Origin of the sequence: Streptomyces sp. NPDC058239 (genome assembly GCF_042882185.1) — a bacterium.
Lineage (GTDB): Bacteria > Actinomycetota > Actinomycetes > Streptomycetales > Streptomycetaceae > Streptomyces.
In genome coordinates, this window is record NZ_JBHVWS010000011.1 from 64,573 (window position 1) to 88,299 (window position 23,727).

A 23,727-nucleotide genomic window follows, 5' to 3' on the forward strand; every position below is an offset into this window, starting at 1 on the left:
GTCCACGGCCTGGCACGGTGAGTGCCGTGGGATCTCCCCTGACGGCGAGGGTGATCCCGTACACGTAAGGAGCGAGTCTTGTCATCTGCCGAACTGACCGGCGTGGAGCACCAGCACCTGGAGCGGGCCGTCCAGCTGGCGGCCGAGGCACTGCGGGCCGGGGACCAGCCGTTCGGCTCCGTCCTGGTGAGTGCCGATGGCGAGGTCCTCGCCGAAGACCGCAACCGCGTGCACAGTCTCGGCGACAACACGCGGCATCCGGAGTTCGAACTGGCCCGCTGGGCCGCCGTACACCTCACGGCGGCCCAGCGAGCCACGGCCACCGTCTTCACCTCCGGCGAGCACTGCCCCATGTGCTCGGCCGCACACGGCTGGGTCGGCCTCGGCCGCATCGTCTATGCCCACTCCGCGGCCCAGTTGACGCAGTGGCTGACCGAGCTGGGCGTGCTGTCATCACCCGTGCGTTCCTTGGCAGTACAGGACGTGGCACCCGGCCTCGTGATCCAAGGCCCTGTCCCGGCTCTGGCCGACCGTCTGCGGGAAATGCACCGCGCTTTCCATCTGCCGCCCCGCTGAGAGGGCTGCCCGGATCCAGGCCGCAGCGGACGCGGCCGGCAAAATCGACTGAGGCGTCCCTGCCGGCTCCACCACCATCGTGCGTCCTCATCGTCCCGCAGCAGGCGCCCGCACCGACCCGCCACCCCTGCGGCAAGGGGGGGCCGAAACAGCAGAACGCCATGGCGAACACCGTGGCAGAGCCTGCTCGCCCGCCTGGTGGAGGTGGTGCGGGAGGTGAGGGACCGGGCCGCTCGCGCGGTGGGCTCACCAGCGAGCTCCACCTGGGCGCGGACGGCCGCTGTCCCCGGTTGTCACCGGCGGGCAGCGGGCGGACTGCAGCCAGTCCCAGACGGTGCTGGAGAAGATTCGCATACCGCGGCTCGGGCCGGGCAGGCCGCGCAAGAAGCCCGACAGCCTCTCGGCCGACAAGGCGTACAGCAACACCGCAGCAGCCGTGGTCGGAAGATGCCCCACTCGGCGAGCAGTACGCCTGGCGCGAGATGCGACGCCGTCAGTCCTCGGCGCGGATCTGCGTCGAGCGCGCCAACACCGAGCACAAGCGATGGCGCCCACTGCAACGGTTCCTCGGACGGCGCGAGCACTGCCACCGTGCCGTGGCCACGAGGTACGACGAGCTCGCCGTCCGCTACGAAGCGGCTGTCCTCGTAGCACCCATCAACGAGTGGCTGTGACCAGCACATTCAATACACCTGGGACACGCGCCGCCGACGCCGGTACAGGGCTACCGGGGCCGCGACCGCCGCGGCCCCGGGGCGGTCGCGGCCGCGGTGACCTGCGGTACGTACAGTCCTGCTCCGGGTCGAGGTGACGGGCGGAGCGGTCTGTTCGACGGGGCAGCGGGTGCGGTGAGGCGGGGCGACGGGTTCGGCGGCGGCAGTGAGGGTGTGGACAGTTCGCCGGGCTGCCCGGCCGGGCGATTGAGCCGGAGAGATTTTGTGCGGGGATGGTTTGACGATGCCTTGTCATGCACATTTATCCAGACGGGTCTACCCGCATAGATAGGACCCGACCGTCACCGTAATGCAGCACTGATTCAGCAGGAGATCGTCTTGAGTGCATCCACTCCGCTGCGTACAGCCCTGACCGGGGTTGTTCTGGCCGCAACCGCTCTGATCCCCCTTCAGGGCACCGCGCTGGCAGCACAGACCGAGACGGCCGAGACCGCCACCACCCCGGCGTCCTCGGTCTCCGGGATAGAGGACGCAGCCGCTCTCGCCCTCGCCAGATCCCTGGCCGATCCGGCCTGGAAGAGACAGGTCCGCACGGCCGCGGTGGCCGCGGACTCGGTGGACCTGCGGGCGCTCACCAGCGGCTCCACCACGGCCGCCGGCAAGAGCCTCGCCGCGAAGGTGGCCACCGCCGACCAGGGCGTCGCCGCCGCCAAGGGCCTGGGCAGCGACGTCGGTTCGCTGCTGCGCCTGGGTCTGGCGGACGCCTCGATGAAGACCCGGCTCATCGCGGGTACGGCTCCGCTGGTTGCCGCGGCCCCGTCCGACGACGCCGTCACGTTCACCGCATACGACAGCCGGGGCACCGCCCACGAGCTGGCCGTCGACACCCTCCCCGACCGGCCTGTCTACCTCGTCGACATCGACGGCACCAAGGCGGTCACCGAAGGGCTGAAGGTTGTCAACGAGGCCCTGGAGACGGAAGGGCTCGATGTCCCGGTCCCTGCCGCCGAAGTGAGAGCCGTAGCGCCCCTGGCCGCGACGGGCATCGACACCACCCTGATCAACTCGGTGCGGATCTCCGACGTCAAGGAGCCGGGAATCAAGGGTGATGCCGAGATCTTCGCCCTCGTCACCGGCTTCGGCAAGGACGGCAAGCCGCGCGTCGATACCGTCGAGATGCCGTACCTGAACAAGGCCGCCACCACGTACTACCCGAACCAGGTCCTCGTGAACTGGTCGAACTACAAGTACAGCATGGCCGACGCGGTCATGATGGAGGACGACGGCGACACCAACTACCAGGCGCTCGCCAAGGCCATCGTCTCGGTCCTGCTGACGATCACCGACCAGGGCGCGTACATCCCCCTCGCCGACGCACTCCTGGACGCAGTCCCCACCTCCTGGTGGACCGACGACCCGGACTACGTCGACTCCTGGTACACCCTGGCCAAGACCACCAGCGGCACGCGCAACGGCGCGGCAGCCAACGGATGGATGAACGTCTCCCCGTACTACGTGCCGGCGCTCTGACCCGACACACCGAACCAGCACCCCTTCCGCGCCGGTCGGCCCTCCCCCACGGGCCGGTCAGGACCAGACAGGCGCCATCAACTCCTCCCCCAGACAGCCCTCCCCGGCCCTGGGAGAAGGCCCGCCCGCACCCGGATCGGGCTGACACCCGGCCCGTCGCCCGCGACCCGCGGCACCCCGGGGGGGAAAATCGCCTCGCCCCCGGCCGGATCCGCCGGACGTTCGAGGCCCGCACCCACCGGTCGGCTACTCCAGGTCGCCGAAGGGCATCGACACGTCGATGACATCGCCCGGCCGCCGGCTGCGGCGCAGTGTCGGGCAGGTGCGCGTCCCTCCAGCCGTCCAGCAGGCCGGCGCCGCCGGTCAGGCCGACCCGAAGGCGACGCCGGGCAGCCCCTCCCCCGCGTTTGGCACCACCAGGAGCGAGCCCGAGAGCGGGTGTGGCCGGGACAGGCCGGTGCGGGCCGTGCTGATGTAAAGGTCGCGCAGGCCCGGGCCGCCGAAGGCGCAGGCGGTGGGGCGGCGGACCGGGAGATCGAGGGTGCGGTCGAGTTCTCCGTCCGGGGTGTAACGGCGCAGCTGGGCGCCGTCCCACAGAGCGACCCACACGCAGCCGTCGGCGTCGACGGTCAGGCCGTCCGGGAACCCGGCCGTCTCGTCGACGGTGGCGAAGGGGCGCCGGTCGACGGGAAGTCGGCCGTCCATCCGGCACACGTCGATGCGGCGGGTGGGGCTGTCGATGTAGTAGACGAGGCCTCCGTCCGGGCTCCAGCCGGTGCCGTTGCTGACGGACACGGTGGGGAAGAGCTCGGTGGCGGTGCCGTCGGGGGCGATGCGGGAGAGATTGCCGCCGCCGGTCCGCTCGTCGTAGCGCATGGTGCCGGCCCACAGAGACCCGTCGGGCGCGACGGTCGCGTCATTGCCGCGGCGGCCGGGTACGGGGTCGCGCACGAGCCAGGAGAACGCGCCGTCCGCGTCGTACAGAGCGACGCCGTCGCGGAGGTTGACCACCAGGCCACCGGCCTCGCGCGGCTTGGCCGCGCCGACGTGCTGCTCGGTGGCCTGCACCGTACGGCGGCCGCTGCCCGGCTCGTACGTGTGGATACGGGATCCCAGGATGTCCACCCAGATCAGCCGCCCGGTCACCGGGTCCCAGGTGGGGCCCTCACCCAGCGCGGCCGACTCCCTTACCGCGACCTCGACCGCCGTCACCGGGAGCCGCGGTGGCCGAGGCTCACGGAGAGGTCGCACGCGCCCTTGGCGGCCAGCTCGGCGAGTTCGGCCTCGCGCTCCTTCGACCAGCGGATCATGGGGACCGAGATGGACAGCGCGGCGACGACGCGGCCCGAGCGGTCGCGCACGGGCGCGGCCACGCAGCTCACATCCGGATTGGACTCGCGGTGTTCGGTGGCGATGCCGCGCTCACGAATCCCGGCGAGGGCGGCGCGCAGTTCGTCGGGGTCGGTGATGCTGTTGTGGGTCATCGCGGCGAGATCTCCCTCCTCCTCGATCCGGAGGTCCAGCTCGTCGGCCGGGAGTGCGGCGAGGAGCATCTTGCCGACCGACGTGCAGTGCGCCGGGAGCCTGCGTCCTGCCGCCGAGACCATGCGGACCGCGTGGGTCGAGTCGACCTTGGCGATGTAGATGACGTCCAGGTCTTCGAGGATCGCGACGTGGACCGTCTCGTCACAGGTCTCGGCGACCTCACGGGCCACCCGCCGGCCCTCTGCGGCGAGGTCGAGCTGTTCCGCGTACCAGCTGCCCAGCTGGTAGTTGCGCACGCCGAGGCGGTAGCGGCCCGGCTGCTCGGGGACTGCCACCAGATAGGAGCGGGCCGCCAGCGTCGCGACCAGCTCGTGCACCGTGGTGCGGGGCAGTTGGAGCTTGCGGGTGATGTCCGGTGCGGAGAGGGTTCCGTCGCCTTCCAGAAACAGTTCGAGTACGTCCAGTGCCCTGTTCACCGCCGGGACAAGACGTCCCATGGCCCTCACCCACCCCTGCTGTTCGAAACTCCGGTCAACGACCGGTATGACGTGCACAGGCTAGTCACGGCACCGTTCGCCGGGCAATGGTCCTGAGAAGACGACTGCCGCGCACCCCATTGACACTCCCCAGACGGCCTGAATACCGTCACGCCAACATTTCGAACGTGTGACGAAATATCGAACAACCAGACCCGGACTCTAGGGGCAACTGCCGTGCGCATCACGGGAATCAGCACTCATGTCGTCGGGACCCCCTGGCGCAATCTCACCTACGTTCTCGTCCACACCGACGAGGGCCTCACCGGAGTCGGTGAGACCCGCATGCTCGGCCGTACCGACGCATTGGTCGGCTATCTCCGCGAGGCGGAGGCGAACCACATAGCCGGTTCCGACCCGTTCGCCGTGGAAGATCTCGTGCGCCGCATGAAGTACGGCGACTACGGGCGGGCCGGCGAGATCGTCATGTCCGGCATCGCGGTCGTCGAGATGGCGTGCTGGGACATCAAGGGCAAGGCCCTCGGCGTGCCGGTGTGGCAGCTGCTCGGCGGCCTGGTGACCGACGAGGTCAAGGCGTACGCCAACGGCTGGTACACGACCGAGCGCACCCCGGAGGCGTACCACAAGGCGGCCCAGGAGGTCCTGGCGCGCGGCTACCGTGCTTTGAAAATCGACCCGTTCGGGACCGGGCACTTCGAGCTCGGTACGGAGGAGACCCGGTATGCCGTCTCGCTGATCGAGGCGGTACGCGACGCGATCGGCCCCGACGCCGAGCTGATGCTGGAGATGCACGGGCGGTTCAGCCCCTCGACGGCGGTGCGGCTCGCCCGCGAGCTTGCGCCGTTCAAGCCCGCCTGGCTGGAGGAGCCGGTGCCGCCGGAGAACCTCAGGGCCTTGGGGAAGGTCGCCGCGAAGGTGGACATCCCGGTGGCGACCGGTGAGCGGATCCATGACCGGATCGAATTCCGGGAGCTCTTCGAGTCGCAGGCCGCCGACATCATCCAGCCGGACGTCGGCCACATCGGCGGCATCCTGGAAGCCCGCAAGCTGGCGGCGACCGCCGAGACGCATTACGTTCTGGTCGCGCCGCACAACGTCGGTGGCTCGGTGCTCACCGCCGCATCGCTCCAACTGGCCGCCTGCACACCGAACTTCAAGATCCTGGAGCACTTCAACGACTTCGCGGACGCGGAGATCAAGAAGGTGGTCAAGGGCGCGCCCCAGGTCAACCCGGAGACGGGATGCTTCGAGGTGTCGCACGCTCCTGGGCTCGGTGTCGAGCTGGATGTGGACGCGGCAGCCGAGTTCCCGCAGCAGAAGGCCCGCTTCGACCTGTGGGCCGAGGGCTGGGAGCAGAGGGCGCCCAAGTGAGCCGCACCCCGAGCGAAACGAACCGCCTTCCCGACGGGGACCGCCGTGGGCCCGACCGCTCCCCTGGCGGGGGCAACCGTTCCCTGGTCGTCGAGCGCCCCGGCGAACACCATCTGGTGCTGGGCGAGTTGCCGGTTCCGGGGCCCGGCGAGGTACTGGTGCGGGTGGCCGCCGCGGGTATCTGCCTGAGCGACCGCGAGGTCTACGACGGGCATCGCAACGCCTCCTATGTCAGCTATCCCGTGATCCCCGGGCACGAGTGGTCGGGGACCGTCGAGGCGGTCGGTGAGGGAGTCGCCCCCGCGCTGGTCGGCCGCAAGACCGTGGCCGAGGGGTTTAGGACCTGCGGGATCTGCGAGCGATGCCGGTGCGGAGAGACGAGCCTGTGCACCGGCGGGTACGCCGAGACCGGATTCACCGAGCCTGGCGCGTTCGCCGACTGGCTGACCGTGCCCGCACGCCTGCTGCACCCGCTCGACGACGACGCCGACGTGCGTGCCGCGGCCCTCCTCGAACCGGCCGCCGTGGTCGCCGCGGCGGTGCGGGCCGGGCGCCCGACCCCCGGCGAGCGGATCGCCGTGATCGGTGCGGGCACCCTCGGGCTGCTCGCGGTCCAGTTGCTCGCCGCCGGCTCGCCCGCCGAGCTGACCGTGATCGACCCGCGGGCCGAACGCGGCGAGCAGGCACGGCGGTTCGGAGCGAGCGAGAGCCTGTCGCCGGATGGTGCCGAGGCCATGGAGCAGGGCCGCTTCGACCTGGTCGTCGAGACCGCGGGGGCGCCGACCACGGCCGCTTCGTCCTGCCTCCTCGCGCGCAGGGGCGGCCGAGTGGTGCTCACCGGGATGTTCACACCAGGAGCCACCGGCATCGACCCGGTGCACCTCTCGCTGAGCCAACTGGAGATCCGCAGCGTCTTCGGCGCCTCCTCGTCCGCCTGGTCGGACGCGGTGCGGGCCTTCAGCCTCGGACTGCTCGATCCCGCGCCACTGATCACCCACGAATTCCCGCTGGAGCGGTTCGACGAGGCCATTGCGCTGGTCGGCGGTGGTGATCCGAGGACCGGGAAGGTGCTGCTCCGCCCCTGAGCCCGGGTGGCCGGACGACTTCCGGCCACCCGAACGGTCCTCCTCCGCCGCACATCCGCCGTCGAATTCGCCGAATCCGCCCCGCCGGACGGCCCCCTGACCGTACGGCGGTACGCAACCGCCCGACAGGCCGCGTACCGCCGTACACCCATCAACTCGAACGTCGTCCGAAATATCGAACATGGGAGTCCCGTGATCGCCCCGTCCTCACCCCGCCGCCCCGGCGCCGACGCACTGGCCCGCATCGGCCACGCCCTTCCCGTCCTGGACCCGGCCGGCGCCTCCGCGCATTCCTTCCCCGACGGCGGCATCTGGCGCACCGAGATCCCCTCGGTGGAGGGCCCCGAGGCGCTGTCCGTCGTCCTCAAGGAGAGCTCACGCCTGGATGTCCCGATCCACCGGGTCAGCCAGGGCAGCGGCGTCTGGATGCTGTCCGACTCCGAGATCACCGAGATGGTCGAGGCGGCCGGCGAGCGCGACATCGAGCTGTGCCTCTTCACCGGCCCCCGCGGCACCTGGGACACCGGCGCATCCGTGCGCACCGACTCGCACGGCGCCGGGCTGCGCGCCCGCGGCCACGACGCGCTCGCCGGATGCGTCGAAGACGCCGTACGCGCAACACAGTTGGGCGTCAAGTGCCTGCTCGTTGCGGATGAGGGCGTGCTCTGGGCGCTCCACCGGGCACGCCTGGCGGGCGTCGTCCCGGCCGACACCACACTCAAGGTCTCCGCACTGATCGGCCCCGTGAACCCGGCCTCGTACGCCGTGTACGAGCAACTCGGCGCCGACTCGCTCAACGTCCCCTCCGACCTCACGCCCGCCCATCTCACCGAGATCCGCCGGGTTTCCGCCGCGCCCATGGACATGTACGTCGAAGCACCGGACGACCTCGGCGGCTATGTGCGGATGTATGAGATCGCCGAGCTGATCCGGCGCGGCGCACCCCTGTATCTGAAGTTCGGCCTGTCGAAGACGTCCGGGATCTACCCCTACGGGGCTCATCTGCGAGATCTCACTCTCGACACCGCCCGCGAGCGCGTCCGCCGTGGCCGCCTCGCCCTCGATCTGCTGGCCCGGCACGGAGCGGACGGCGGCATGTCGCCACTCGGCTCCCGCCTGCCCGGCACGCTGAACCGCTTCACGACCGACCCCGCTCACCACGCTGACAACGTTCCAGGCGACGACACCGAGAAGGACTCCTGATCATGCGTATACGCACCGCGGCAACCGCCGCAGCCTGCTTCGCCCTCAGCCTCTCCCTCACCGCCTGCGGCCAGGACAGCTCGGGCGGCAGCGAGGAGAAGAAGGACACCACGGACGCCACGATCGGCATCGCGATGCCGACCAAGTCGTCCGAGCGCTGGATCTCCGACGGCAACAATGTCGTCAAGGACCTCAAGGCCAAGGGCTACAGGACGAAGCTCGCCTTCGGCGAGGACGACCCGGACCAGCAGGTCTCGCAGATCGAGAACATGATCACACAGGGTGTGGACGCGCTGGTCATCGCGGCCATCGACAACAAGTCCCTGGACAACGTCCTGCAGCAGGCCGCCGACGCCGAGATCCCGGTGATCTCCTACGACCGCCTGATCCTCAACTCGGAGCACGTCGACTACTACGCATCCTTCGACAACGAGAAGGTCGGCAGACTGCAGGGCACGTACATCATCGAGCAACTCGGCCTGGACAAGCGCGAGAAGGGCCCGTTCAACATCGAGCTGTTCGCCGGCTCCAACGACGACAACAACACCCGCTACTTCTTCAACGGCGCGATGAAGGTCCTTCAGCCGTACATCGACAAGAAGCAGCTCGTCATCCAGTCCCACCAGACCGAGCTCAACCAGGTCACCACCCTCCGCTGGGACGGCGGCACCGCCCAGCGGCGCATGGACGACCTTCTGACTTCCTCGTACGGCGGATCCAAACGCGTGGACGCGGTGCTCTCGCCCTACGACGGCATCTCCATCGGCATCCTTTCCGCGCTCCGCGGCGACAGCTACGGGACCAACTCCAAGCCGTGGCCGGTCGTCACCGGGCAGGACGCCGAGGTCGCCTCGGTGAAGTCGATCACCGCGGGCGAGCAGCGGCAGACCGTCTACAAGGACCTGCGCCGGCTCGCCGAGGTCGCCACCGACATGGTCGACGCCGCGCTCAAGGGCGAGAAGCCGGAGACCAACGACACGAAGTCGTACGACAACGGCGCGAAGGTCGTCCCTGCCTATCTGCTCAACCCGGTCAGCGTCGACAAGGACAACTACAAGAAGGAGCTGATCGACACCGGTTACTACAAGGAGAGCGATCTCAAGTAGCCGGCGCGGTCCACCTTCCCCGGCTCCGGGCCTCTGCGCCCGCGCCGGGGAGCCCCATCAGCGACAGAGAAAGGCACGACCATGGCGCGACCCGTCCTGGAAATGCGCTCGATCGTCAAGACCTTCCCCGGAGTCAGGGCGCTCTCGGACGTCAGCCTGACCGTCCGCCCGGGCGAGGTCCACGCCATCTGCGGGGAGAACGGCGCCGGCAAGTCGACCCTGATGAAGGTCCTCTCCGGCGTCCATCCACACGGCAGTTACGAAGGGGACATCCTGTTCCATGGCGAGCTGTGCCGGTTCAAGGACATCCGGGCGAGCGAGCGGCGCGGCATCGTGATCATCCACCAGGAACTCGCCCTGGTGCCCTATCTCTCCCTCGCGGAGAACATCTTCCTCGGCAATGAGCACGCCGTGCGCGGCGTGATCAGCTGGCGCGAGACACTGCGGCACGCCTCGGAGCTGCTGCGCCGGGTCGGCCTCGACGAGCATCCGCAGACCCGGGTCACCGACATCGGCGTGGGCAAGCAGCAGCTCGTGGAGATCGCGAAGGCGCTGTCCAAGGAGGTGAAGCTGCTGATCCTCGACGAGCCGACGGCGGCGCTGAACGACGAGGACAGCGGGAAACTCCTGGATCTCATCCTGGAGTTGAAGGGCCACGGCATCACCTCGATCATCATCTCGCACAAGCTGAACGAGATCGCTCGGGTCGCCGACTCCGTGACCATCATCCGCGACGGACGGTCCATCGAGACCCTGGACGTGAAGTCGCCGGAGACCACCGAGGAGCGGATCATCAGCGGCATGGTCGGCCGCGACCTCGACCACCGCTTCCCCGAACGCACCCCGCACCAGCCGGAGCACGGCAAGGCACCGGCCCTGGAGATCCGCGGCTGGACGGTGCACCACCCGATCGACCAGCACCGCAAGGTCGTCGGACGGCGTCTCGCTGCATGTGCGCCGCGGCGAGATCGTGGGCATTGCCGGGCTCATGGGTGCGGGCCGCACCGAGCTCGCGATGAGCGTCTTCGGGCGCACATACGGGCGTTATGCGGGCGGTACCGTCCTCAAGGACGGCGCGGAGATCCGTACCAGGACCGTCCCCGAGGCGGTGCAGCACGGGATCGCCTACGTCACCGAGGATCGCAAGCACTACGGGCTGAACCTCATCGACACGATCGGCCGCAATATCTCGCTCAGCGCCCTCGGCAAGGTCGCAGGGCACGGCATCGTCGACGAGCACGCGGAGCGGCGGGTCGCCGAGGGCTACCGCGAAAGCATGAACATCAAGGCGCCGACGGTGGCCGAGCCGGTCGGCAAGCTGTCGGGCGGCAATCAGCAGAAGGTCGTCCTCAGCAAATGGATCTTCGCGGGTCCCGACGTCCTGATCCTGGACGAGCCGACCCGCGGCATCGACGTGGGCGCCAAGTACGAGATCTACACGGTAATCGACAAGCTCGCCGCCCAGGGCAAGGCCGTCGTCTTCATTTCCTCGGAACTCCCCGAACTGCTCGGTATGTGCGACCGCATCTACACGATGTCCGCAGGCCGGCTGACCGGTGAGGTCCCGCGGGCGCAGGCCACTCAGGAAGTGCTGATGCGTCACATGACAAAGGACAAGAGGTAGCAGGATGAGTACGGATCTGACGGCCAGGACTCCGGCGGGCGCCCCGCTCCCGTCCGGTGACGGCGCCGGAGGCGGCAAGACCGGAGGCGGCCTGCTGGGGCTGGTCCTCGAAGGCCTGCGCCGCAATATGCGGCAGTACGGCATGCTGATCGCGCTCGGCCTGATCGTGGCCCTGTTCACCGTGTGGACGGGCGGCGACCTGCTGCTGCCACGCAATGTCTCCAATCTGGTGCTGCAGAACAGCTACATCCTGATCCTCGCGATCGGCATGATGCTCGTCATCATCGCGGGCCATATCGACCTGTCGGTCGGCTCACTCACCGCCTGCGTCGGCGCGGTCGCAGCCGTGCTGATGGTGCAGCACCATGTGTCCTGGCCGGTCGCGGTCGTGCTGTGCCTGGCCCTCGGCGCTGCCGCGGGCGCGCTGCAGGGCTTCTTCATCGCGTACGTGGGCATGCCCTCCTTCATCGTTACGTTGGCTGGGATGCTGCTCTTCCGGGGCGTCACCGAGATCGCCCTGAAGGGGCAGACGCTCGGCCCCTTCCCCAAGGGCATGCAGACCATCGCGAACGGCTTCCTCCCGGAGGTCGGACCGGACACCAACTACCACAACCTCACGCTGCTGCTCGGCCTCGTCCTGATCGCGTTCGTCGTCATCCAGGAGATGCGTGCCCGGGGGCGCCAGCAGGAGTTCGCGCTGGATGTGCTGCCCGCGAAGATGTTCGCGCTCAAGCAGGTCGCCCTGGTCGCCGCTCTGCTGACGGCCACCTTGCTGCTCGCCAGCTACAAGGGCGCCCCCGTGGTGCTGCTGATGCTGGCCGTCCTGGTCGTCGGCTTCGGCTATGTGATGCGCAACGCGGTGATCGGTCGTCATGTCTACGCGATCGGCGGCAATCTGCCCGCGGCCAGACTGTCCGGCGTGAAGGACAAGAAGGTCACCTTCCTGGTCTTCCTGAACATGGGCATGATGGCAGCCCTCGCCGGGCTGGTCTTCGCGGCCCGCTTCAATGCCGCCTCCCCCAAGGCGGGCATCAACTTCGAGCTCGAGGCGATCGCCGCTTCGTTCATCGGCGGTGCCTCCATGAGCGGCGGCGTCGGCACCGTCCTCGGCGCGATCATCGGCGGACTGGTCCTCGGTGTGCTCAACAACGGCATGAACCTCGTCGGCGTCGGCACGGACTGGCAGCAGGTCATCAAGGGCCTGGTCCTGCTCGCGGCGGTCGGCTTCGACGTGTGGAACAAGCGCAAGGCCGGTTCATAGGTCCCGCAGAAGTATCCAATTCCCCCTGCTGGAGCCGAACATGGAAGCCCTTCGACCTCCGCCGGCCCAAGACCGTCGGCCGGGACATCCGGTTCACACACCGGCAGTTGCTGTACGGCAAGGGCATCGACCACAACCGGGTCCTGGACAAGGGCAGCACCGGCGACCGGACTCCCCGAACCAGCCGGCCCTCCCGTCCACAGTGCTGCGGCCCGAAAGGCACCCACCGCTCGAACTGACGGACGCAAAAGCGGCGTTGGGAGACGGTCCCCGCCCCGCCCGCAGAAGAGCCCTGGTGATGGCGGCCCGGTCATCGAAACCCTGCCGGACGCGCCTGTCCGGCGCCGACGGCCTGGACTTCGCGGCAGGTGCTCCGGAGGCTGCCGACGCCACCGAGACCCGGGACAGCGGTTGCAGCAGGAATCCAACGGGACAGGACGTCGTAGCCGGGCCCACTGACCATGGCACCGTTTCGCACCCCACGAGCCGGCCTTCGCGCATGCCAGGGCCCAAGTCATGCCGCCGGCACGGAAGTCGGCACCGTACGGGCACACGTGGCAACGGCGCGGCCTAGCTTCTGCCGCCGCGTCGAAGCCGTGCCGAAAGGTGGTGTTGCAGCGGCTGCCCAACCGCCGCGAGGTCGTGGACGAAGGTGAGCGTGTCCTCGTCCGTCAGGGTGTATCGGCGACGAGTGGCGTTGACTTCCTTGGCGGTGGGAGCGAGAGCCACCTGATGGGTGGTGAGGTCGACTGCGCCGTCGCCTGCACGGCCCACCGAGATCTCCGCGATGCCGGTGGGCTGTGTGATCAATGCCTCCACGCGCCCATCGGGCTGCAGCCGCCACCATCCGCTCTCCCGGGCCGACGGCCGCAGCGGGGTGTCGTCCGCGTCGAGCAGCCAGGCGCGCGCCTCGTAGCGCAGGAAGGGCCTCCCGTCGTGGCTGAAGGTGACCTCCTGGGCGTAAACGAATTCCTCGTCGAGCGTCGGGTAGCCTCCGCGGCCCCGACCGACCCAGGTGCCGAGAAATCCGATCAGCGGCGCAAGCAGTGCGTGCGGCGCAGGTGCATCACCCGGCCGGAAGGCGTCAGGATACGGGTACTTCTGGACGGGGTCGAACATGATGTGCGCTCCTGGGTCGAGGCCGGTGCCGGGTGGCAGCCTAAAGCGTGTTGACCTGAAGCGTCGTTGACGCGGCTGACGGCTGGTCGGCCTGCGCGTGCGGTGTGGCAGCGGCGGTGGTGCATCGCTTGCCCGGGCTCCCCCGGTGGGTCGATGGTGTCGATGCCGCCGTCGAACGTCCACGCAGAGCCGCTTCCGGAGCGCAAGGGCATGGCCCGCCCGGTCGACGTGCGAAGGGCTCCCGGGCGGGCTCCGCCAACCACATTGCCCGGCTCCCGCCATTGCCGCATGCGGTACGGCCGCTCGCTGACCCAAATGGAAGCCCACCGGACAGCTCGGTGAAGACTGACTGCGGCCACATCATCCCCTGCACCGCCCCGACGCCCTCCTCACTCTTCTCCGCCCTTTCCTGGCCAGTCACCAGGAGCTCACGTCTGCGTGCAGGTGACTGGCCCACGGTCCGATCAGGCGCAGGACGGTGGAGCGGGCTTGGCCAGTAGCTGACCTGAGCTGGGGTCGAGCATGATCGGGGGCCGTACTCCGGTCCGCAGAATCTGCGGGACGGAACCATCGATTTCCTAGTTGCTCTTTGGCGCCGCCTGCTGCACCACCTCGAAGGACCACAGCGTCGACCCACTCGCGGCAGGCTTCGGTCGGTCGCCGCCCCCCTGATGCGCCTCCTTCATTGGGCCCTCCATCCACGCCTGGAAGGACTTTTCGTCGCGCCACCGCGTGTACACCAGGTAGTTGTCAGTGCCTTCAACAGGGCGGAGGAGTTCGAACCACTCGAAGCCGTCCGAGTTCTCGACCGCGTGGGCGCGGGAGGCGAAGCGCTTCTCCAGGGTCTCGCGCTGTTCGTCGGGGACAGTGAGTACGTTGATCTTGACGACGCTCATGACTCCATCCTGCCCCACGGATTGGCGGCAACGGTGGACCGGCTTGACTTCCGCTCCCCCACCCTGGAGGGCGGGGATTCCTACCACGGTCGTCCGACCGTCTCGGTGGGTTCCTGCTTCACCGCGCTGTGCCGGCACACCGGGAAGCGCCCACCGTCGCGCCGTCTAACATGCGCCGGCCCGACACCACCTCGCCCGACCGAACCGGCCTGGGCTCACACCACCTGTCCCGGCCACGGCTCCTCTCAGGCGACCCGACCCGCCGTGCCTGTATCCGGCGCGGCCTTCGGCGGCGGCGAGCCCGTCGCGCCCGCATACGGCAGCCCCGCGCTCGGCAGGGCTCCCGGTCTCCGTACTGTGGCGCTCACGTCGTCCTCTCGCCTCCAGGAGTACGCATGACCTTCGACGTCAACGCCGTCCGTGCCCGGATCCCCGCCCTCAAGGCCGGTTCCGCCCGCTTTGACGCCCCCGGCGGCACCCAGACACCGCAACCGGTGATCGACGCCATCGCGGACGCGCTGGCCAACCCGCTCGCAAACCGGGGGCTCGCCACCGAGGGCGAGCGCAACGCGGAGGCGGTCGTGATCCGCGCCCGCCGAGCGCTGGCCGACCTGCTGGGCGCCGATCCGCGGGGCATCGTGTTCGGCCGCAGCTCCACCCAGCTCGCCTACGACCTGTCCCGCACCGTGGCGAAGAGCTGGGGCCCGGGCGACGAGGTGGTCGTCACTCGCCTCGACCACGACTCCAACATCCGGCCCTGGATCCAGGCGGCCGAGGCCGTGGGCGCCACGGTCCGATGGGCGGAGTTCGACCCGGCCACGGGTGAGCTGACGACCGATGACATCGCCGCCGTGCTCTCCGCGCGCACCCGCCTGGTCGCCGTCACCGCGGCGTCCAACCTCATCGGTACCCGCCCCGACATTCCCGCCTTCGCCGACCTGGTGCACCGGGCAGGGGCCCTGCTGCATGTCGACGCGGTGCACTACGCCTCGCACGCCGCCGTCGACCTGCCCGGCCTCGGCGCCGACTTCCTGGTCTGCTCGCCGTACAAATTCCTCGGTCCGCATCTGGGCGTGCTGGCGAGCCGTCCCGAGCTGCTGGAGACGCTGCGGCCGGACAAGTTGCTGCCCTCCACCGATGCCGTTCCCGAGCGCTTCGAACTGGGCACTCTGCCGTACGAACTCCTGGCCGGGGCCGGCGCGGCAGTGGACTTTCTCGCCTCACTGGCCCCTGGGTCCGACGGCACCCGGCGGGAACGGCTGCTCGCCGCCTTCGTGGCGATCGAGGCCCATGAGGACGCCCTGCGGGCCCGTATCGAACAGGGACTGGCCGGCCTCGGGGGCATCACCGTGCATTCCCGGGCCACGCACCGCACCCCCACCCTGCTGCTGACCCTGGCCGGCCGCAGCACCGCCGCCGCCTCGCAGTACTTGGCGGAGCGGGGCGTCGACGCCCCGGCCGGGTCCTTCTACGCACTGGAGGCATCCCGCAGGCTCGGACTCGGCGACGAAGGCGGACTGCGCATCGGACTGGCCCCCTACAGCAACGACGAGGACGTCGACCGCCTGCTGGAGGCCCTCGCCGGCTTCCTCGGCACCACGCCCGCCGCCGACTGACCCGGCCACGCCCGTGGACACCTGCCCCCTCCAGTATCGGCCGGTGAACTGCTGCTGGGACCGGCTCTCCGGGTACGTTCGGACCGGCAGGATTCCGGCGCACGGTACAGGCGTTGGACTCTCGTCCGGTATTCCTGATGAAACAAGCCGCCACGCGCCTTGGGCCGAAGCCGGCCCGACCTGGAACGACCGACCCGTCCTCGGGGAGGTCCAGGCGGACGCCCAGGTCACCGGCCATCGCTGAGATTGGTCATCCGTAGCCGAAGATCCGCGCGATGAAGAATGCGGCAAAGATGACCGATCCCAGCAGAACGAGACTTGCCCATAGGGCGGGGTGTTCCCAAATGCCTCCGTCCGCGCGTTCCTGGTGGGCTTCACTGATGGAGCCCTCGGCAGGTGGTGTCTCCCCTGGGGGATTCAGTGTTATAGCCACACGTTTATTGTCTCTCGGCCGCATGCCGTTCGCATTGCGCACAGGCCTGTGGTCCTTTTTCCACGAGCGGCCGGTGGCATGGCTCCGTAGCGGCGGTCACGGCGCCGGCCAGGTCTTTGAGTGCGACAGGAGTGCGCAAGCGCAGCCACCACTGCACCATCGGAAAGCGGCGCCGGGCGACCACTGGTCGCCTGCGGTCTCAGCATCGGAGCGTGGGGTCGGGCGGCCTGGCTCGCGAGACCTGAGTACTGCGTCGGTAACTCGCCGGTATCGAGAACGGCTCGGTTGTCACGATCCGAACGGCATCAACGTATGCCTGAGCTCAGCGAGCGCAGCCTGGATGCTGTCTCGGCCGTTTTCGCCGAAGGCGCTGCCGCACCAGCCGGAGGTGATTCCCCTCATGCCGGATCCGCCCCCGAGGCTGCTATACGTGGATGTGGCAGCTCGGTGCCGTGCCAAGGCCGGACGAAAGCGTGAGCGGAGAGGCCTGCACGTGATCGACACCGGCGACATCGACGTCTTCCTCACCCTGGACGTCGGCAAGGGCGAACACCACGCCACCGCCGTCACCCCAGCCGGGAAGAAAGCCTTCGACAAGCACCTGCCCAACACCGAACCCGAACTCCGCGAACTGTTCGCGAAACTCCAGGCCAAGCACCGCACCGTACTCGTCGTGGTGGACCAACCGGCCACGATCGGGGCCATACCGCCGGCGATCGCGAGGGACACGGGCTGCCCGGTCGCCTACCTGCCCGGCCTGACGATGCGGCGCATCGCCGACCTCTACCCGGGCGAAGCCAAAACGGACGCGAAGGACGCGTTCATCATCGCGGACGCGGCCCGCGCGATGCCGCACACGCTGCGGGCGATCGACGGCGAGGACGAGACCGATCGGCACCTTCTACGAATCCCGGACGACGGTCCAAGAGGACACGCGCATTGAGCCATTCTCAGTAGCGTCGAGTAACTGTGAGTGACGTGTCCGCCTGTTGCGCAGCCTGCAAGTGTCTGCGCCGACAGGGCCAGCCGGTCACGGGATCGGTGAGAAGTCGACGCGCAGCGGCAAGTGGTCCGAAGGTTCGGTCAGGGACGGCAGCGCGGTGTCGCGGAAGAGCTTGGGCAGGACACCGGGGCGCGGCTCAAGTCGTCCCATGGAGAACAGGAGGTAATCGAGCCCACGCCGGCCCCCAGGAGATCAGCCACACCGCCATGCTGCCCGGCTCCCCGATCCAACGCAGCCTCGTTTCCCTTGACCAAAGAGATAGGGGCCCCGCCGTCCCCTGACCCGTCAGGGCCTCACACGGTGATGGGCAGCGCGGGGAGAGAGGATGCAAGGCGATGAGCGCCCGGTGAAAGGGCGACGGTGAGTCGAGCACGGCCGTGCATTCTCGGGAAGAGGCGCTCATCGGCGCCACTGATGCGTTGCCGGAGGGCCGTGCCGCGGTGGAGGTCGGCTCGTCCGAGCCGGCTGGGCTGCTGGACGTGCTGGGTGTGGCGGCCGTGGTACTGGACGGCGCGGGACGGATCTCGTCGTGGAGTCGTTCCCGATACAGCTGCTTGGGCCCCTGCCCCAAGCGTTCTTTGCGGATCTGGAAGTCGACTGCGTCCCAGAACCTGGGTATTGCAACGACTACTGGAACTCAAGCACTCCGGCCCCGGGCACAGCCGTGTCTCCACCCCGAGGCAGCCCGGTCCGGCAACCTGAAGCGGGCGTTCCTGTCGACGACCGTGTACTGCTCCCCGGAGTCGGGTTCCCCGGGCTTCCTGAGGGGATATCTGTGAAGGTGGTGGTGCCTACCGTAGGGGGATCCCGTGCGGGACTTCGACTGGCTTCTCTCCGCGCCGATCGCGCACCGTGGCCTCTTCGACCCCGCGCTCGGCGTTCCCGAGAACTCCCTACCGGCTTTCCGCCGCGCAGCCGAGCGGGGCATCCCGGTTGAGCTCGATGTCCAGTTGACCCATGACGGCACGCTTGTTGTTGTGCACGATGCCACGCTGGAGCGGATGACGGGCAGCGCGTCGCGTGTCTCCGAGGTTCGCCGCGTGGACTTGGGCCGGCTGCGCCTTGGTGACTCCGGCGAACCGGTGCCCACCCTCGAACAGGCCCTGGAGGTCATCGACGGCCGTATCCCTGTCGTCGTCGACGTGCGACGCTGGGGTTCAGAGTTGAGCCCGCGTCTGGAGAGAACAGTAGCCGCGGGCATTCAGGACTACCGTGGTCCTGTCGCTCTGCAGTCCTTCGACCCGCTCGCCGTGTACCGGCTACGTCATCTGATCAGTGACAGACCTGTCGGGCAGATCTCCGGGGCATTGCGCTCTGCAAGCTGGGCGGCCGCCCTGATCGGCCGCACGATGGTTACCAACCTAGTGACATCTCCGGACTTCGTCGCATACGAGCTTGAGATGCTGCCGTCCCCCTACACCACGTTTTGGCAGCGGCGAGGCATCCCGCTTCTTGCCTGGACCGTCACCTCGGCAGAGACTGAGGCGCGCGCGGCACACGTGGCAGAAAACTTCTACTTCGATGGGTATCTGCCGACGGCCCACCAGGGGCCTACGATATGAGGGAGGCCCCGTGCGGACACCTGTGCGAAGGTTCCGAGCCCCAGCCCTGCACGATTTCCTGAATGTTGCTGATGGCGAGTTAGATGCCGCAGTAGAGCTGTATGTCCAACGGCTGCGGCACTTCTACGACGCCCGCGCACGCTGGCACAGACGAGGCTATCGGATCAGCGGCATCACTGTGATCGTCATCGGCGCGCTGCTTCCGCTACTCGCCACCTCTCAAGTCGCCCACAAGGAACTGCTCCTGTCCCTTGTGGGCGTGACCATCTCCGCGGTTACGGCTCTGCGCTCCTTCTACCGCTTCGACCAGTCGTGGATTCTGCTGCGTAATACGGAGTTGGCGATCAGCCATGCGTACCTGAAGTGGAAGCTCGCACGCCACGATGCAGCAGGAGAGCCGCGTTCCCCCGAGCACGGGGAGACCGATACACGCGCACTGATCGACATGATCATGCGTATCCGTCGCGATGAAGCCGAGTCGTTCTTCAACGAGCTGCCGACGCCTCAACCCGTCCTGGACGGACAGATCCCCGGGCTGCCGGATGCCCGGCACAGGGCGTGAAAACGGACACTGTCGGACGTCCCCGGCATGACACACGGCGCCAACTCTTGATCTCCGATGCACTGCACCGGTCCAACATCGAGAGGACGGGAGTCGAGGGCCTGCGACCGCTCGCCGGTCCTGGTCCGTGATCCCGAGTCGCACCAGTTGATCGGCGAACTGACGTGGCACACCTCGCATGGCCTGTTCTTCGTCGACCTCTTCCTCCCGCCGCCCGGGCTGCGGGGCGGCGGGCTGGGCGGTGCGATCCTGCGCCAGGCAGGGCACGAGGCTCGCGCCCGCGGCCGCCGCACGGCCGTGCTCTGCACGATCACCTTCCAGGCCCCCGACTTCTACCGGAAACAGGGGAAGCGTCTGGGAGAGGCTCCCTGCGATCCGCCGGGCACCAGCTGCGTCTTCATGACGAACTCAAGCGCGCCTACGTCTTCCACGGCACCGTCGCAGCCATCCGGCTCCGGCTCCGTTCGTGACCTGCCGAATGCACCGTCGCAATGCCGCAGACCTTCGCGTCTGAATCCCGCCAGCGCGCCGAGGGTCAACTGCTGACACTGGCCCCATGACCGCGTACACGCCTCTCCCCATCCCTCCCGCCGCACTCAAGGAACTCCGCGACATCGATGACGCCGGGCGGCCACTGCGGCCGTACACCGCGCGCGAGGACGGCGTTCCCCTCGATTGCGTGGGCAGCCCGCTGCGCTGCTGCCTGCGGGCCATCGAGCCCGGCGAACGGGTCGCCCTCGTCTCATACGCACCGCTGCGCCGCTGGGCGACGGCAGCTGGGGCCGACCCCGGAGCCTACGACGAAGCGGGGCCGGTATTCATCCACGCCGACGAATGCGGAGAGCCACGGGAAGCCCAGGGCTACCCCTTCGCGCGACCGGGGGCACTGCGCACCATCCGCCGCTACAACTCCGAGGGACACATCGTCGGGGGCCTCTTCTTCGAGATCCCGGACAACGCCGAGGCCGGGTTCGACCGGGTCTTCGGGGAGGCGTTTGCCGATCCGGAGGTGGAGCTGGTGCACGTGCGGGCCCTGGAGTACGGCTGCTTCCAGTTCGAGGTGAGGCGACCGTAGGCGATGCCCAGCGGATGGCCGCCCACAGGGCTCACGGCCGTCGTCAATTCCTCAGTACCAACAACGTTGTTCAGCCTGGACCGCCGGACTGGCCGACGGTCTCGGCGTGGCGGATCGCGCCCATCGCGGGGCCCTTTCTCGAAGTTGCGTTCTCGGCGCGGCGGGGGCGCCACTCCCCCGCCGCCAGGGGCCGGGGCAGCGTGACGGCTGCTCCGGCCAAAGCTGTCGGAGTTCGAGGCTGGTCAGCAGCGCCGGCAGCTTGCGGCTCCACGACCGCGCCGTGTTCGGAGGACTCGTCCCGAGAACTTGACGGCTCAGCAACGCACTGGGGGCGGCGCTCGGCGCGGGACCGGTCGGCCGGCGTTACTCGCTCAGCCCCACGACGCCCCAGCCCCGCCGGGTGGCCTCGGTCAAAACACACCCCCAGTCCTCCAGCAGGTCGGTGAACTCGTCGAAGTGCCCGACCCACGCACCGGGTACGGCTGCGTGTTCGGTGAAGGCCCCGTGCAACCCGCCGAGCCGGGGCTGTACCTGTTCCCAGGTCGCGGCCAGCTCCCGCACGCTGTCAGGCGACCGCGCGAGCAGCACTCCGTAGAAGAGGGCGGGGTCGTCGGTGAAGAAGCCCGGGTCCGTGTGCGGTGCCTCACCGTCCGCCCCGTCCCAGATCAGCCCGCACAGCAAGGTGTCCAGCCCGGTCCGAACCTCCGGGTCGGCATGGTCGCGGACCCGTTCCCAGCGGTGCCCCGCCCAGAAGTGCGCCTTGAACGAGCCGCAGGTGTCACGGAACTCGTAGATGTCGAAGAACGCGCCGTCGGGTCCTCCTGGCCGCACCCATTCGCCCTCTGCGGCGGACTCTTCGCGGCACCACAGTCCCGTCTCCTCGGCATACCAGGCGTCCCTCAGCCGCGCCAGCCGCTCCTGGGGAGGAACCTCGCCCAGCCATGACCAGTCGGCGATCACCACGCTGATGTCCAGTCCCATGGGAGTGAGCGTACTGACCTCCACCTGCGTTCGCCGCCGCGGTGATGCTGCCGGCCCGCCAAGGGTGGGACCGCAGGAATCCGCGGCCCGGCGATGACGGCACCGAGCCGGAAGACTCCCCGGCCGGGGAGTGACCGCGGCGGGTTCAGTCGAGGACGTCGTACTCATCGGCCTTCCAGTCGGCAAACAGGGTCAGCGCCTTCTCGGTCTCCGCGCGCTCGGGCGAGGTGGAGGTGGCCGGCCACCAGTTCTCAACGTGTTCGGCGTTCACGAGCACGAAGTCGCGGTATCCGTCGAAGTCGCCGGGGTCTTCGGCGACACCGATGTGGATGGGTGTGTCATCGGGCAGGTCTTGGATGGCTTCGCGGAGCTGTGCGGCGTTCCATACCTGCGGGGCGTGGTCAAAGGTGTCGGCCATGGGCACAGGATGCAGGACCACACCCGAAGTCCGCGTGAGGACACGGCTGTACCCCGGGCCAGAGCGCTGATCCGGGGTAAAGGCGACCGGGGTGAAGAGCTGATCACCGGGTGGTGAACCGAACCCCGCCGGTGGACACGGTGCCGGGCCGGTCAGGCCGTGGTCGGCCTGTGTCGGGGAGGTCCCGGTCGTCGGGCAGGTTGAACAGGCGCTGCGCCCGGCGTTCGTTCTCCTGCCGGAGCGCGGTGGCCCACAGCGGGGGGTCTTCGCGCGGGAGGCAGGGGCAGACCATTCGGTGCGCGATGCGGCACTGGGTGCCGGGGAGGGGTTCGGCGTCCCACAGGTTCATGGCGGCCCCGTCCGAGGTAATGATCCAGCGTCGGCGCGGGGGCACGGTGTGGGCGGGGACGACGATCCTCGGTTCGAGGAGGACCCAGTGGCCTTCGTAGTGGGTGGGGTAGCGGTCTTGGGAGAGATCGCAGAAGGGGCAGTCTGGTGCGGCGGGTGGCGGTGGGGCGGTCGCGCCTTCGCGTGCGGCGTGCCGTGCGTCGTCGTGGCGGTCCGGGACGGGTGTGGTGTTCTCGGTGTCCCCCATGCTCTTCAGGGTCCGGACGGGCCGTCAGTTGCGGTAGGACGCGATCCAGCCACGCTGGTTGGGAAAGAACCTGCCCAGTGTGCTGTTCGGCGGCACACGGGGCTTGTGTGGGCGCACAGTCCGCGTCGTGGTGGGCTGGATCCCGAGAACGGCTGAGGCCGAGGTGGTTGAGACTCAGCGTTTCGGTCGGCCCTTTAGCTCTGTAGTTCGCCCGGCGGAGCATCATGGTTGGCCTGCAGGCAGCCCCACGACCAGCAACTTCACGATGCACAGTGCTCAAGGGGCACGCTCGGGACGCAGCAGGTGACTGGTGACCGAGCAGCGGGCCCCGTTTGACCTTGACACGGTGACAGGGCCTTCACTGCTTGCCAAGGAGGTGGTCTCGATGACGATCACGAGACAGGACATGGATGCGATACGAGCGCTCCAGGGGCTGGAGGACGGCCGTTCGTCCGTGCGACTGCGGGCTGCTCTGGCGGCCGGCACGACGCCTGACCCGCGCTTCGTCGACAAGCTCATCGAACGATGCGCGATCGAGCCCGAGTTTTTCGTCCGCGACATGCTGACCTGGGCGCTCACCCGCCACCCGGCGTCCATGACGCTTCCCGAGCTGCTCCGCGAAGTCTGCTCGGAGCGTACGCAGGGGCGGAGCCAGGCGCTGCACACGCTGTCCAAGATCGGGGACCGGCAGGCGTGGCCGGCGATCACACGGGAGCTGCTGGCCGACGCCGACGACGGGGTGGCGCGGAGCGCCTGGCGGGCCGCGGTCGTGCTCGTGCCGGAAGGCGAGGAGTCCGCGTTGGCCACAGTGTTGGCGACGCAGCTCGGGCGCGGTGAGCGGGAGACGCAGCTGAGTCTCAGCCGGGCGCTGGTCGCGCTGGGTGAAGTGATTGTGCCGGCTCTGCGTGCTGCAACGACGGCCCCTGACCCGCGCGTGTGCGCGCACGCTCTGGCCACACAACGGCTGCTGCGTGAGCCGGACACCGGATTCGAGTTCGCGATCGAGGAGGCCAAGCGCATCGTGGCCCTCGGCGGGTCCGGCCAGGAGGGATGAT

Annotated in this window: 22 protein-coding genes and 2 pseudogenes; 15 read left to right on the forward strand and 9 right to left on the reverse strand. The window is 68.8% G+C overall.

The genetic code is table 11. The features are described from left to right. The first annotated feature begins 78 nt into the window (after positions 1 to 78). The 3 genes from ACFVYE_RS15330 to ACFVYE_RS15340 all read left to right on the forward strand — a co-directional run bounded on the left by ACFVYE_RS15330 (position 79) and on the right by ACFVYE_RS15340 (position 2,780). Positions 79 to 576 carry a nucleoside deaminase gene (locus ACFVYE_RS15330; RefSeq protein ID WP_383959285.1) on the forward strand — a complete coding sequence of 166 codons (498 nt, stop codon included), beginning with the start codon at positions 79 to 81 and terminating at the stop codon, positions 574 to 576. Between the two features lie 482 nt (positions 577 to 1,058). Next, positions 1,059 to 1,250 carry a hypothetical protein gene (locus ACFVYE_RS15335; protein ID WP_383959283.1) on the forward strand — a complete coding sequence of 64 codons (192 nt, stop codon included), beginning with the start codon at positions 1,059 to 1,061 and terminating at the stop codon, positions 1,248 to 1,250. A gap of 378 nt (positions 1,251 to 1,628) precedes the next feature. Beyond that, positions 1,629 to 2,780, forward strand: a complete 1,152-nt coding sequence (locus ACFVYE_RS15340; RefSeq protein WP_383959281.1) for a DUF3103 family protein — start codon at positions 1,629 to 1,631, stop codon at positions 2,778 to 2,780. A gap of 363 nt (positions 2,781 to 3,143) precedes the next feature. Here the strand turns inward: ACFVYE_RS15340 and ACFVYE_RS15345 are convergent, their stop codons facing one another. Both ACFVYE_RS15345 and ACFVYE_RS15350 read right to left on the reverse strand, forming a co-directional pair. Further along, a complete protein-coding gene (locus ACFVYE_RS15345) occupies positions 3,144 to 3,992 on the reverse strand; it encodes an SMP-30/gluconolactonase/LRE family protein (protein ID WP_389605847.1) in 849 nt (282 codons plus the stop codon). Then, the gene (locus ACFVYE_RS15350) at positions 3,989 to 4,762 is read right to left on the reverse strand and encodes an IclR family transcriptional regulator (RefSeq protein ID WP_383959277.1); all 774 of its coding nucleotides are present in this window, start codon (positions 4,760 to 4,762) and stop codon (positions 3,989 to 3,991) included. The genes ACFVYE_RS15345 and ACFVYE_RS15350 overlap by 4 nt, the downstream gene beginning before the upstream one ends. Positions 4,763 to 4,978: 216 nt before the next feature. Here ACFVYE_RS15350 and ACFVYE_RS15355 point away from each other — a divergent pair, with 216 nt between their 5' ends. From ACFVYE_RS15355 to mmsB, 6 genes and pseudogenes are all read left to right on the forward strand, one after another. After that, on the forward strand, positions 4,979 to 6,133 hold the full coding sequence (locus ACFVYE_RS15355; protein ID WP_389605849.1) for a mandelate racemase/muconate lactonizing enzyme family protein: 1,155 nt from the start codon (positions 4,979 to 4,981) through the stop codon (positions 6,131 to 6,133). Positions 6,134 to 6,216: 83 nt separating this feature from the next. Then, the gene (locus ACFVYE_RS15360; RefSeq protein WP_383959318.1) at positions 6,217 to 7,218 is read left to right on the forward strand and encodes a zinc-binding dehydrogenase; all 1,002 of its coding nucleotides are present in this window, start codon (positions 6,217 to 6,219) and stop codon (positions 7,216 to 7,218) included. A 192-nt stretch (positions 7,219 to 7,410) separates the two neighbouring features. After that, entirely contained in the window at positions 7,411 to 8,421 is a 1,011-nt protein-coding gene (locus ACFVYE_RS15365) for a hypothetical protein (RefSeq protein ID WP_389605851.1), read from the forward strand. Between the two features lie 2 nt (positions 8,422 to 8,423). After that, positions 8,424 to 9,527, forward strand: a complete 1,104-nt coding sequence (gene chvE / locus ACFVYE_RS15370) for a multiple monosaccharide ABC transporter substrate-binding protein (RefSeq protein ID WP_389605853.1) — start codon at positions 8,424 to 8,426, stop codon at positions 9,525 to 9,527. Positions 9,528 to 9,608: 81 nt separating this feature from the next. Next, positions 9,609 to 11,151 (forward strand): annotated as a pseudogene (gene mmsA, locus ACFVYE_RS15375) (multiple monosaccharide ABC transporter ATP-binding protein). 4 nt (positions 11,152 to 11,155) lie between these two features. Then, positions 11,156 to 12,412, forward strand: a complete 1,257-nt coding sequence (gene mmsB / locus ACFVYE_RS15380; protein WP_383959267.1) for a multiple monosaccharide ABC transporter permease — start codon at positions 11,156 to 11,158, stop codon at positions 12,410 to 12,412. A gap of 570 nt (positions 12,413 to 12,982) precedes the next feature. Here mmsB and ACFVYE_RS15385 read toward each other — a convergent pair. Both ACFVYE_RS15385 and ACFVYE_RS15390 read right to left on the reverse strand, forming a co-directional pair. Continuing rightward, complete coding sequence (locus ACFVYE_RS15385) at positions 12,983 to 13,531, reverse strand: FABP family protein (protein ID WP_383959265.1); 549 nt, start codon at positions 13,529 to 13,531, stop codon at positions 12,983 to 12,985. A gap of 578 nt (positions 13,532 to 14,109) precedes the next feature. Further along, positions 14,110 to 14,427, reverse strand: a complete 318-nt coding sequence (locus ACFVYE_RS15390; RefSeq protein WP_383959263.1) for an antibiotic biosynthesis monooxygenase family protein — start codon at positions 14,425 to 14,427, stop codon at positions 14,110 to 14,112. Between the two features lie 395 nt (positions 14,428 to 14,822). On the opposite strand from ACFVYE_RS15390, the gene ACFVYE_RS15395 reads away from it, so the two are divergent. Further along, the gene (locus tag ACFVYE_RS15395) at positions 14,823 to 16,043 is read left to right on the forward strand and encodes a cysteine desulfurase-like protein (RefSeq protein WP_383959261.1); all 1,221 of its coding nucleotides are present in this window, start codon (positions 14,823 to 14,825) and stop codon (positions 16,041 to 16,043) included. A gap of 250 nt (positions 16,044 to 16,293) precedes the next feature. On the opposite strand, the gene ACFVYE_RS15400 is transcribed toward ACFVYE_RS15395, so the two are convergent. After that, entirely contained in the window at positions 16,294 to 16,476 is a 183-nt protein-coding gene (locus tag ACFVYE_RS15400) for a DUF6480 family protein (RefSeq protein WP_383959259.1), read from the reverse strand. 496 nt (positions 16,477 to 16,972) lie between these two features. Between ACFVYE_RS15400 and ACFVYE_RS15405 the strand changes: the two are divergent. Then, positions 16,973 to 17,377 (forward strand): annotated as a pseudogene (locus ACFVYE_RS15405) (IS110 family transposase); the annotation flags it as partial. 129 nt (positions 17,378 to 17,506) lie between these two features. Here the strand turns inward: ACFVYE_RS15405 and ACFVYE_RS15410 are convergent. Further along, on the reverse strand, positions 17,507 to 17,629 hold the full coding sequence (locus ACFVYE_RS15410; RefSeq protein ID WP_383959258.1) for a hypothetical protein: 123 nt from the start codon (positions 17,627 to 17,629) through the stop codon (positions 17,507 to 17,509). A 659-nt stretch (positions 17,630 to 18,288) separates the two neighbouring features. Between ACFVYE_RS15410 and ACFVYE_RS15415 the strand changes: the two genes are divergently transcribed. The 3 genes from ACFVYE_RS15415 (at position 18,289) to ACFVYE_RS15425 (ending at position 20,678) form a co-directional block, all read left to right on the forward strand. Further along, positions 18,289 to 19,041, forward strand: a complete 753-nt coding sequence (locus tag ACFVYE_RS15415; RefSeq protein ID WP_383959256.1) for a glycerophosphodiester phosphodiesterase family protein — start codon at positions 18,289 to 18,291, stop codon at positions 19,039 to 19,041. Positions 19,042 to 19,051: 10 nt separating this feature from the next. Continuing rightward, positions 19,052 to 19,603, forward strand: a complete 552-nt coding sequence (locus ACFVYE_RS15420; protein ID WP_383959255.1) for a DUF4231 domain-containing protein — start codon at positions 19,052 to 19,054, stop codon at positions 19,601 to 19,603. Between the two features lie 556 nt (positions 19,604 to 20,159). Then, entirely contained in the window at positions 20,160 to 20,678 is a 519-nt protein-coding gene (locus ACFVYE_RS15425) for a DUF1203 domain-containing protein (protein ID WP_389605857.1), read from the forward strand. A gap of 363 nt (positions 20,679 to 21,041) precedes the next feature. Here ACFVYE_RS15425 and ACFVYE_RS15430 read toward each other — a convergent pair whose 3' ends face one another. From ACFVYE_RS15430 to ACFVYE_RS15440, 3 genes are all read right to left on the reverse strand, one after another. Next, complete coding sequence (locus ACFVYE_RS15430; RefSeq protein ID WP_389605859.1) at positions 21,042 to 21,659, reverse strand: hypothetical protein; 618 nt, start codon at positions 21,657 to 21,659, stop codon at positions 21,042 to 21,044. A 145-nt stretch (positions 21,660 to 21,804) separates the two neighbouring features. Next, the gene (locus ACFVYE_RS15435) at positions 21,805 to 22,077 is read right to left on the reverse strand and encodes a DUF6225 family protein (RefSeq protein ID WP_383959249.1); all 273 of its coding nucleotides are present in this window, start codon (positions 22,075 to 22,077) and stop codon (positions 21,805 to 21,807) included. 103 nt (positions 22,078 to 22,180) lie between these two features. Then, the gene (locus tag ACFVYE_RS15440; RefSeq protein WP_383959247.1) at positions 22,181 to 22,672 is read right to left on the reverse strand and encodes a DUF6083 domain-containing protein; all 492 of its coding nucleotides are present in this window, start codon (positions 22,670 to 22,672) and stop codon (positions 22,181 to 22,183) included. A gap of 385 nt (positions 22,673 to 23,057) precedes the next feature. Here ACFVYE_RS15440 and ACFVYE_RS15445 point away from each other — a divergent pair, with 385 nt between their 5' ends. Next, complete coding sequence (locus ACFVYE_RS15445; protein WP_383959245.1) at positions 23,058 to 23,726, forward strand: HEAT repeat domain-containing protein; 669 nt, start codon at positions 23,058 to 23,060, stop codon at positions 23,724 to 23,726. The last annotated feature ends 1 nt before the right edge of the window (position 23,727 follow it).

Bases quoted from the DNA above. Each gene is read 5' to 3' on its own strand.
- ACFVYE_RS15430 (WP_389605859.1), bottom strand. From the start codon at position 21,659: ATGGGACTGGACATCAGCGTGGTGATCGCCGACTGGTCATGGCTGGGC.
- ACFVYE_RS15335 (WP_383959283.1), top strand. From the start codon at position 1,059: ATGCGACGCCGTCAGTCCTCGGCGCGGATCTGCGTCGAGCGCGCCAAC.
- ACFVYE_RS15385 (WP_383959265.1), bottom strand. From the start codon at position 13,531: ATGTTCGACCCCGTCCAGAAGTACCCGTATCCTGACGCCTTCCGGCCG.
- ACFVYE_RS15440 (WP_383959247.1), bottom strand. From the start codon at position 22,672: ATGGGGGACACCGAGAACACCACACCCGTCCCGGACCGCCACGACGAC.
- ACFVYE_RS15395 (WP_383959261.1), top strand. From the start codon at position 14,823: ATGACCTTCGACGTCAACGCCGTCCGTGCCCGGATCCCCGCCCTCAAG.
- ACFVYE_RS15445 (WP_383959245.1), top strand. From the start codon at position 23,058: ATGACGATCACGAGACAGGACATGGATGCGATACGAGCGCTCCAGGGG.
- ACFVYE_RS15350 (WP_383959277.1), bottom strand. From the start codon at position 4,762: ATGGGACGTCTTGTCCCGGCGGTGAACAGGGCACTGGACGTACTCGAA.
- chvE (WP_389605853.1), top strand. From the start codon at position 8,424: ATGCGTATACGCACCGCGGCAACCGCCGCAGCCTGCTTCGCCCTCAGC.
- ACFVYE_RS15435 (WP_383959249.1), bottom strand. From the start codon at position 22,077: ATGGCCGACACCTTTGACCACGCCCCGCAGGTATGGAACGCCGCACAG.
- ACFVYE_RS15425 (WP_389605857.1), top strand. From the start codon at position 20,160: ATGACCGCGTACACGCCTCTCCCCATCCCTCCCGCCGCACTCAAGGAA.
- ACFVYE_RS15390 (WP_383959263.1), bottom strand. From the start codon at position 14,427: ATGAGCGTCGTCAAGATCAACGTACTCACTGTCCCCGACGAACAGCGC.
- ACFVYE_RS15410 (WP_383959258.1), bottom strand. From the start codon at position 17,629: ATGGGACGACTTGAGCCGCGCCCCGGTGTCCTGCCCAAGCTCTTCCGC.
- mmsB (WP_383959267.1), top strand. From the start codon at position 11,156: ATGAGTACGGATCTGACGGCCAGGACTCCGGCGGGCGCCCCGCTCCCG.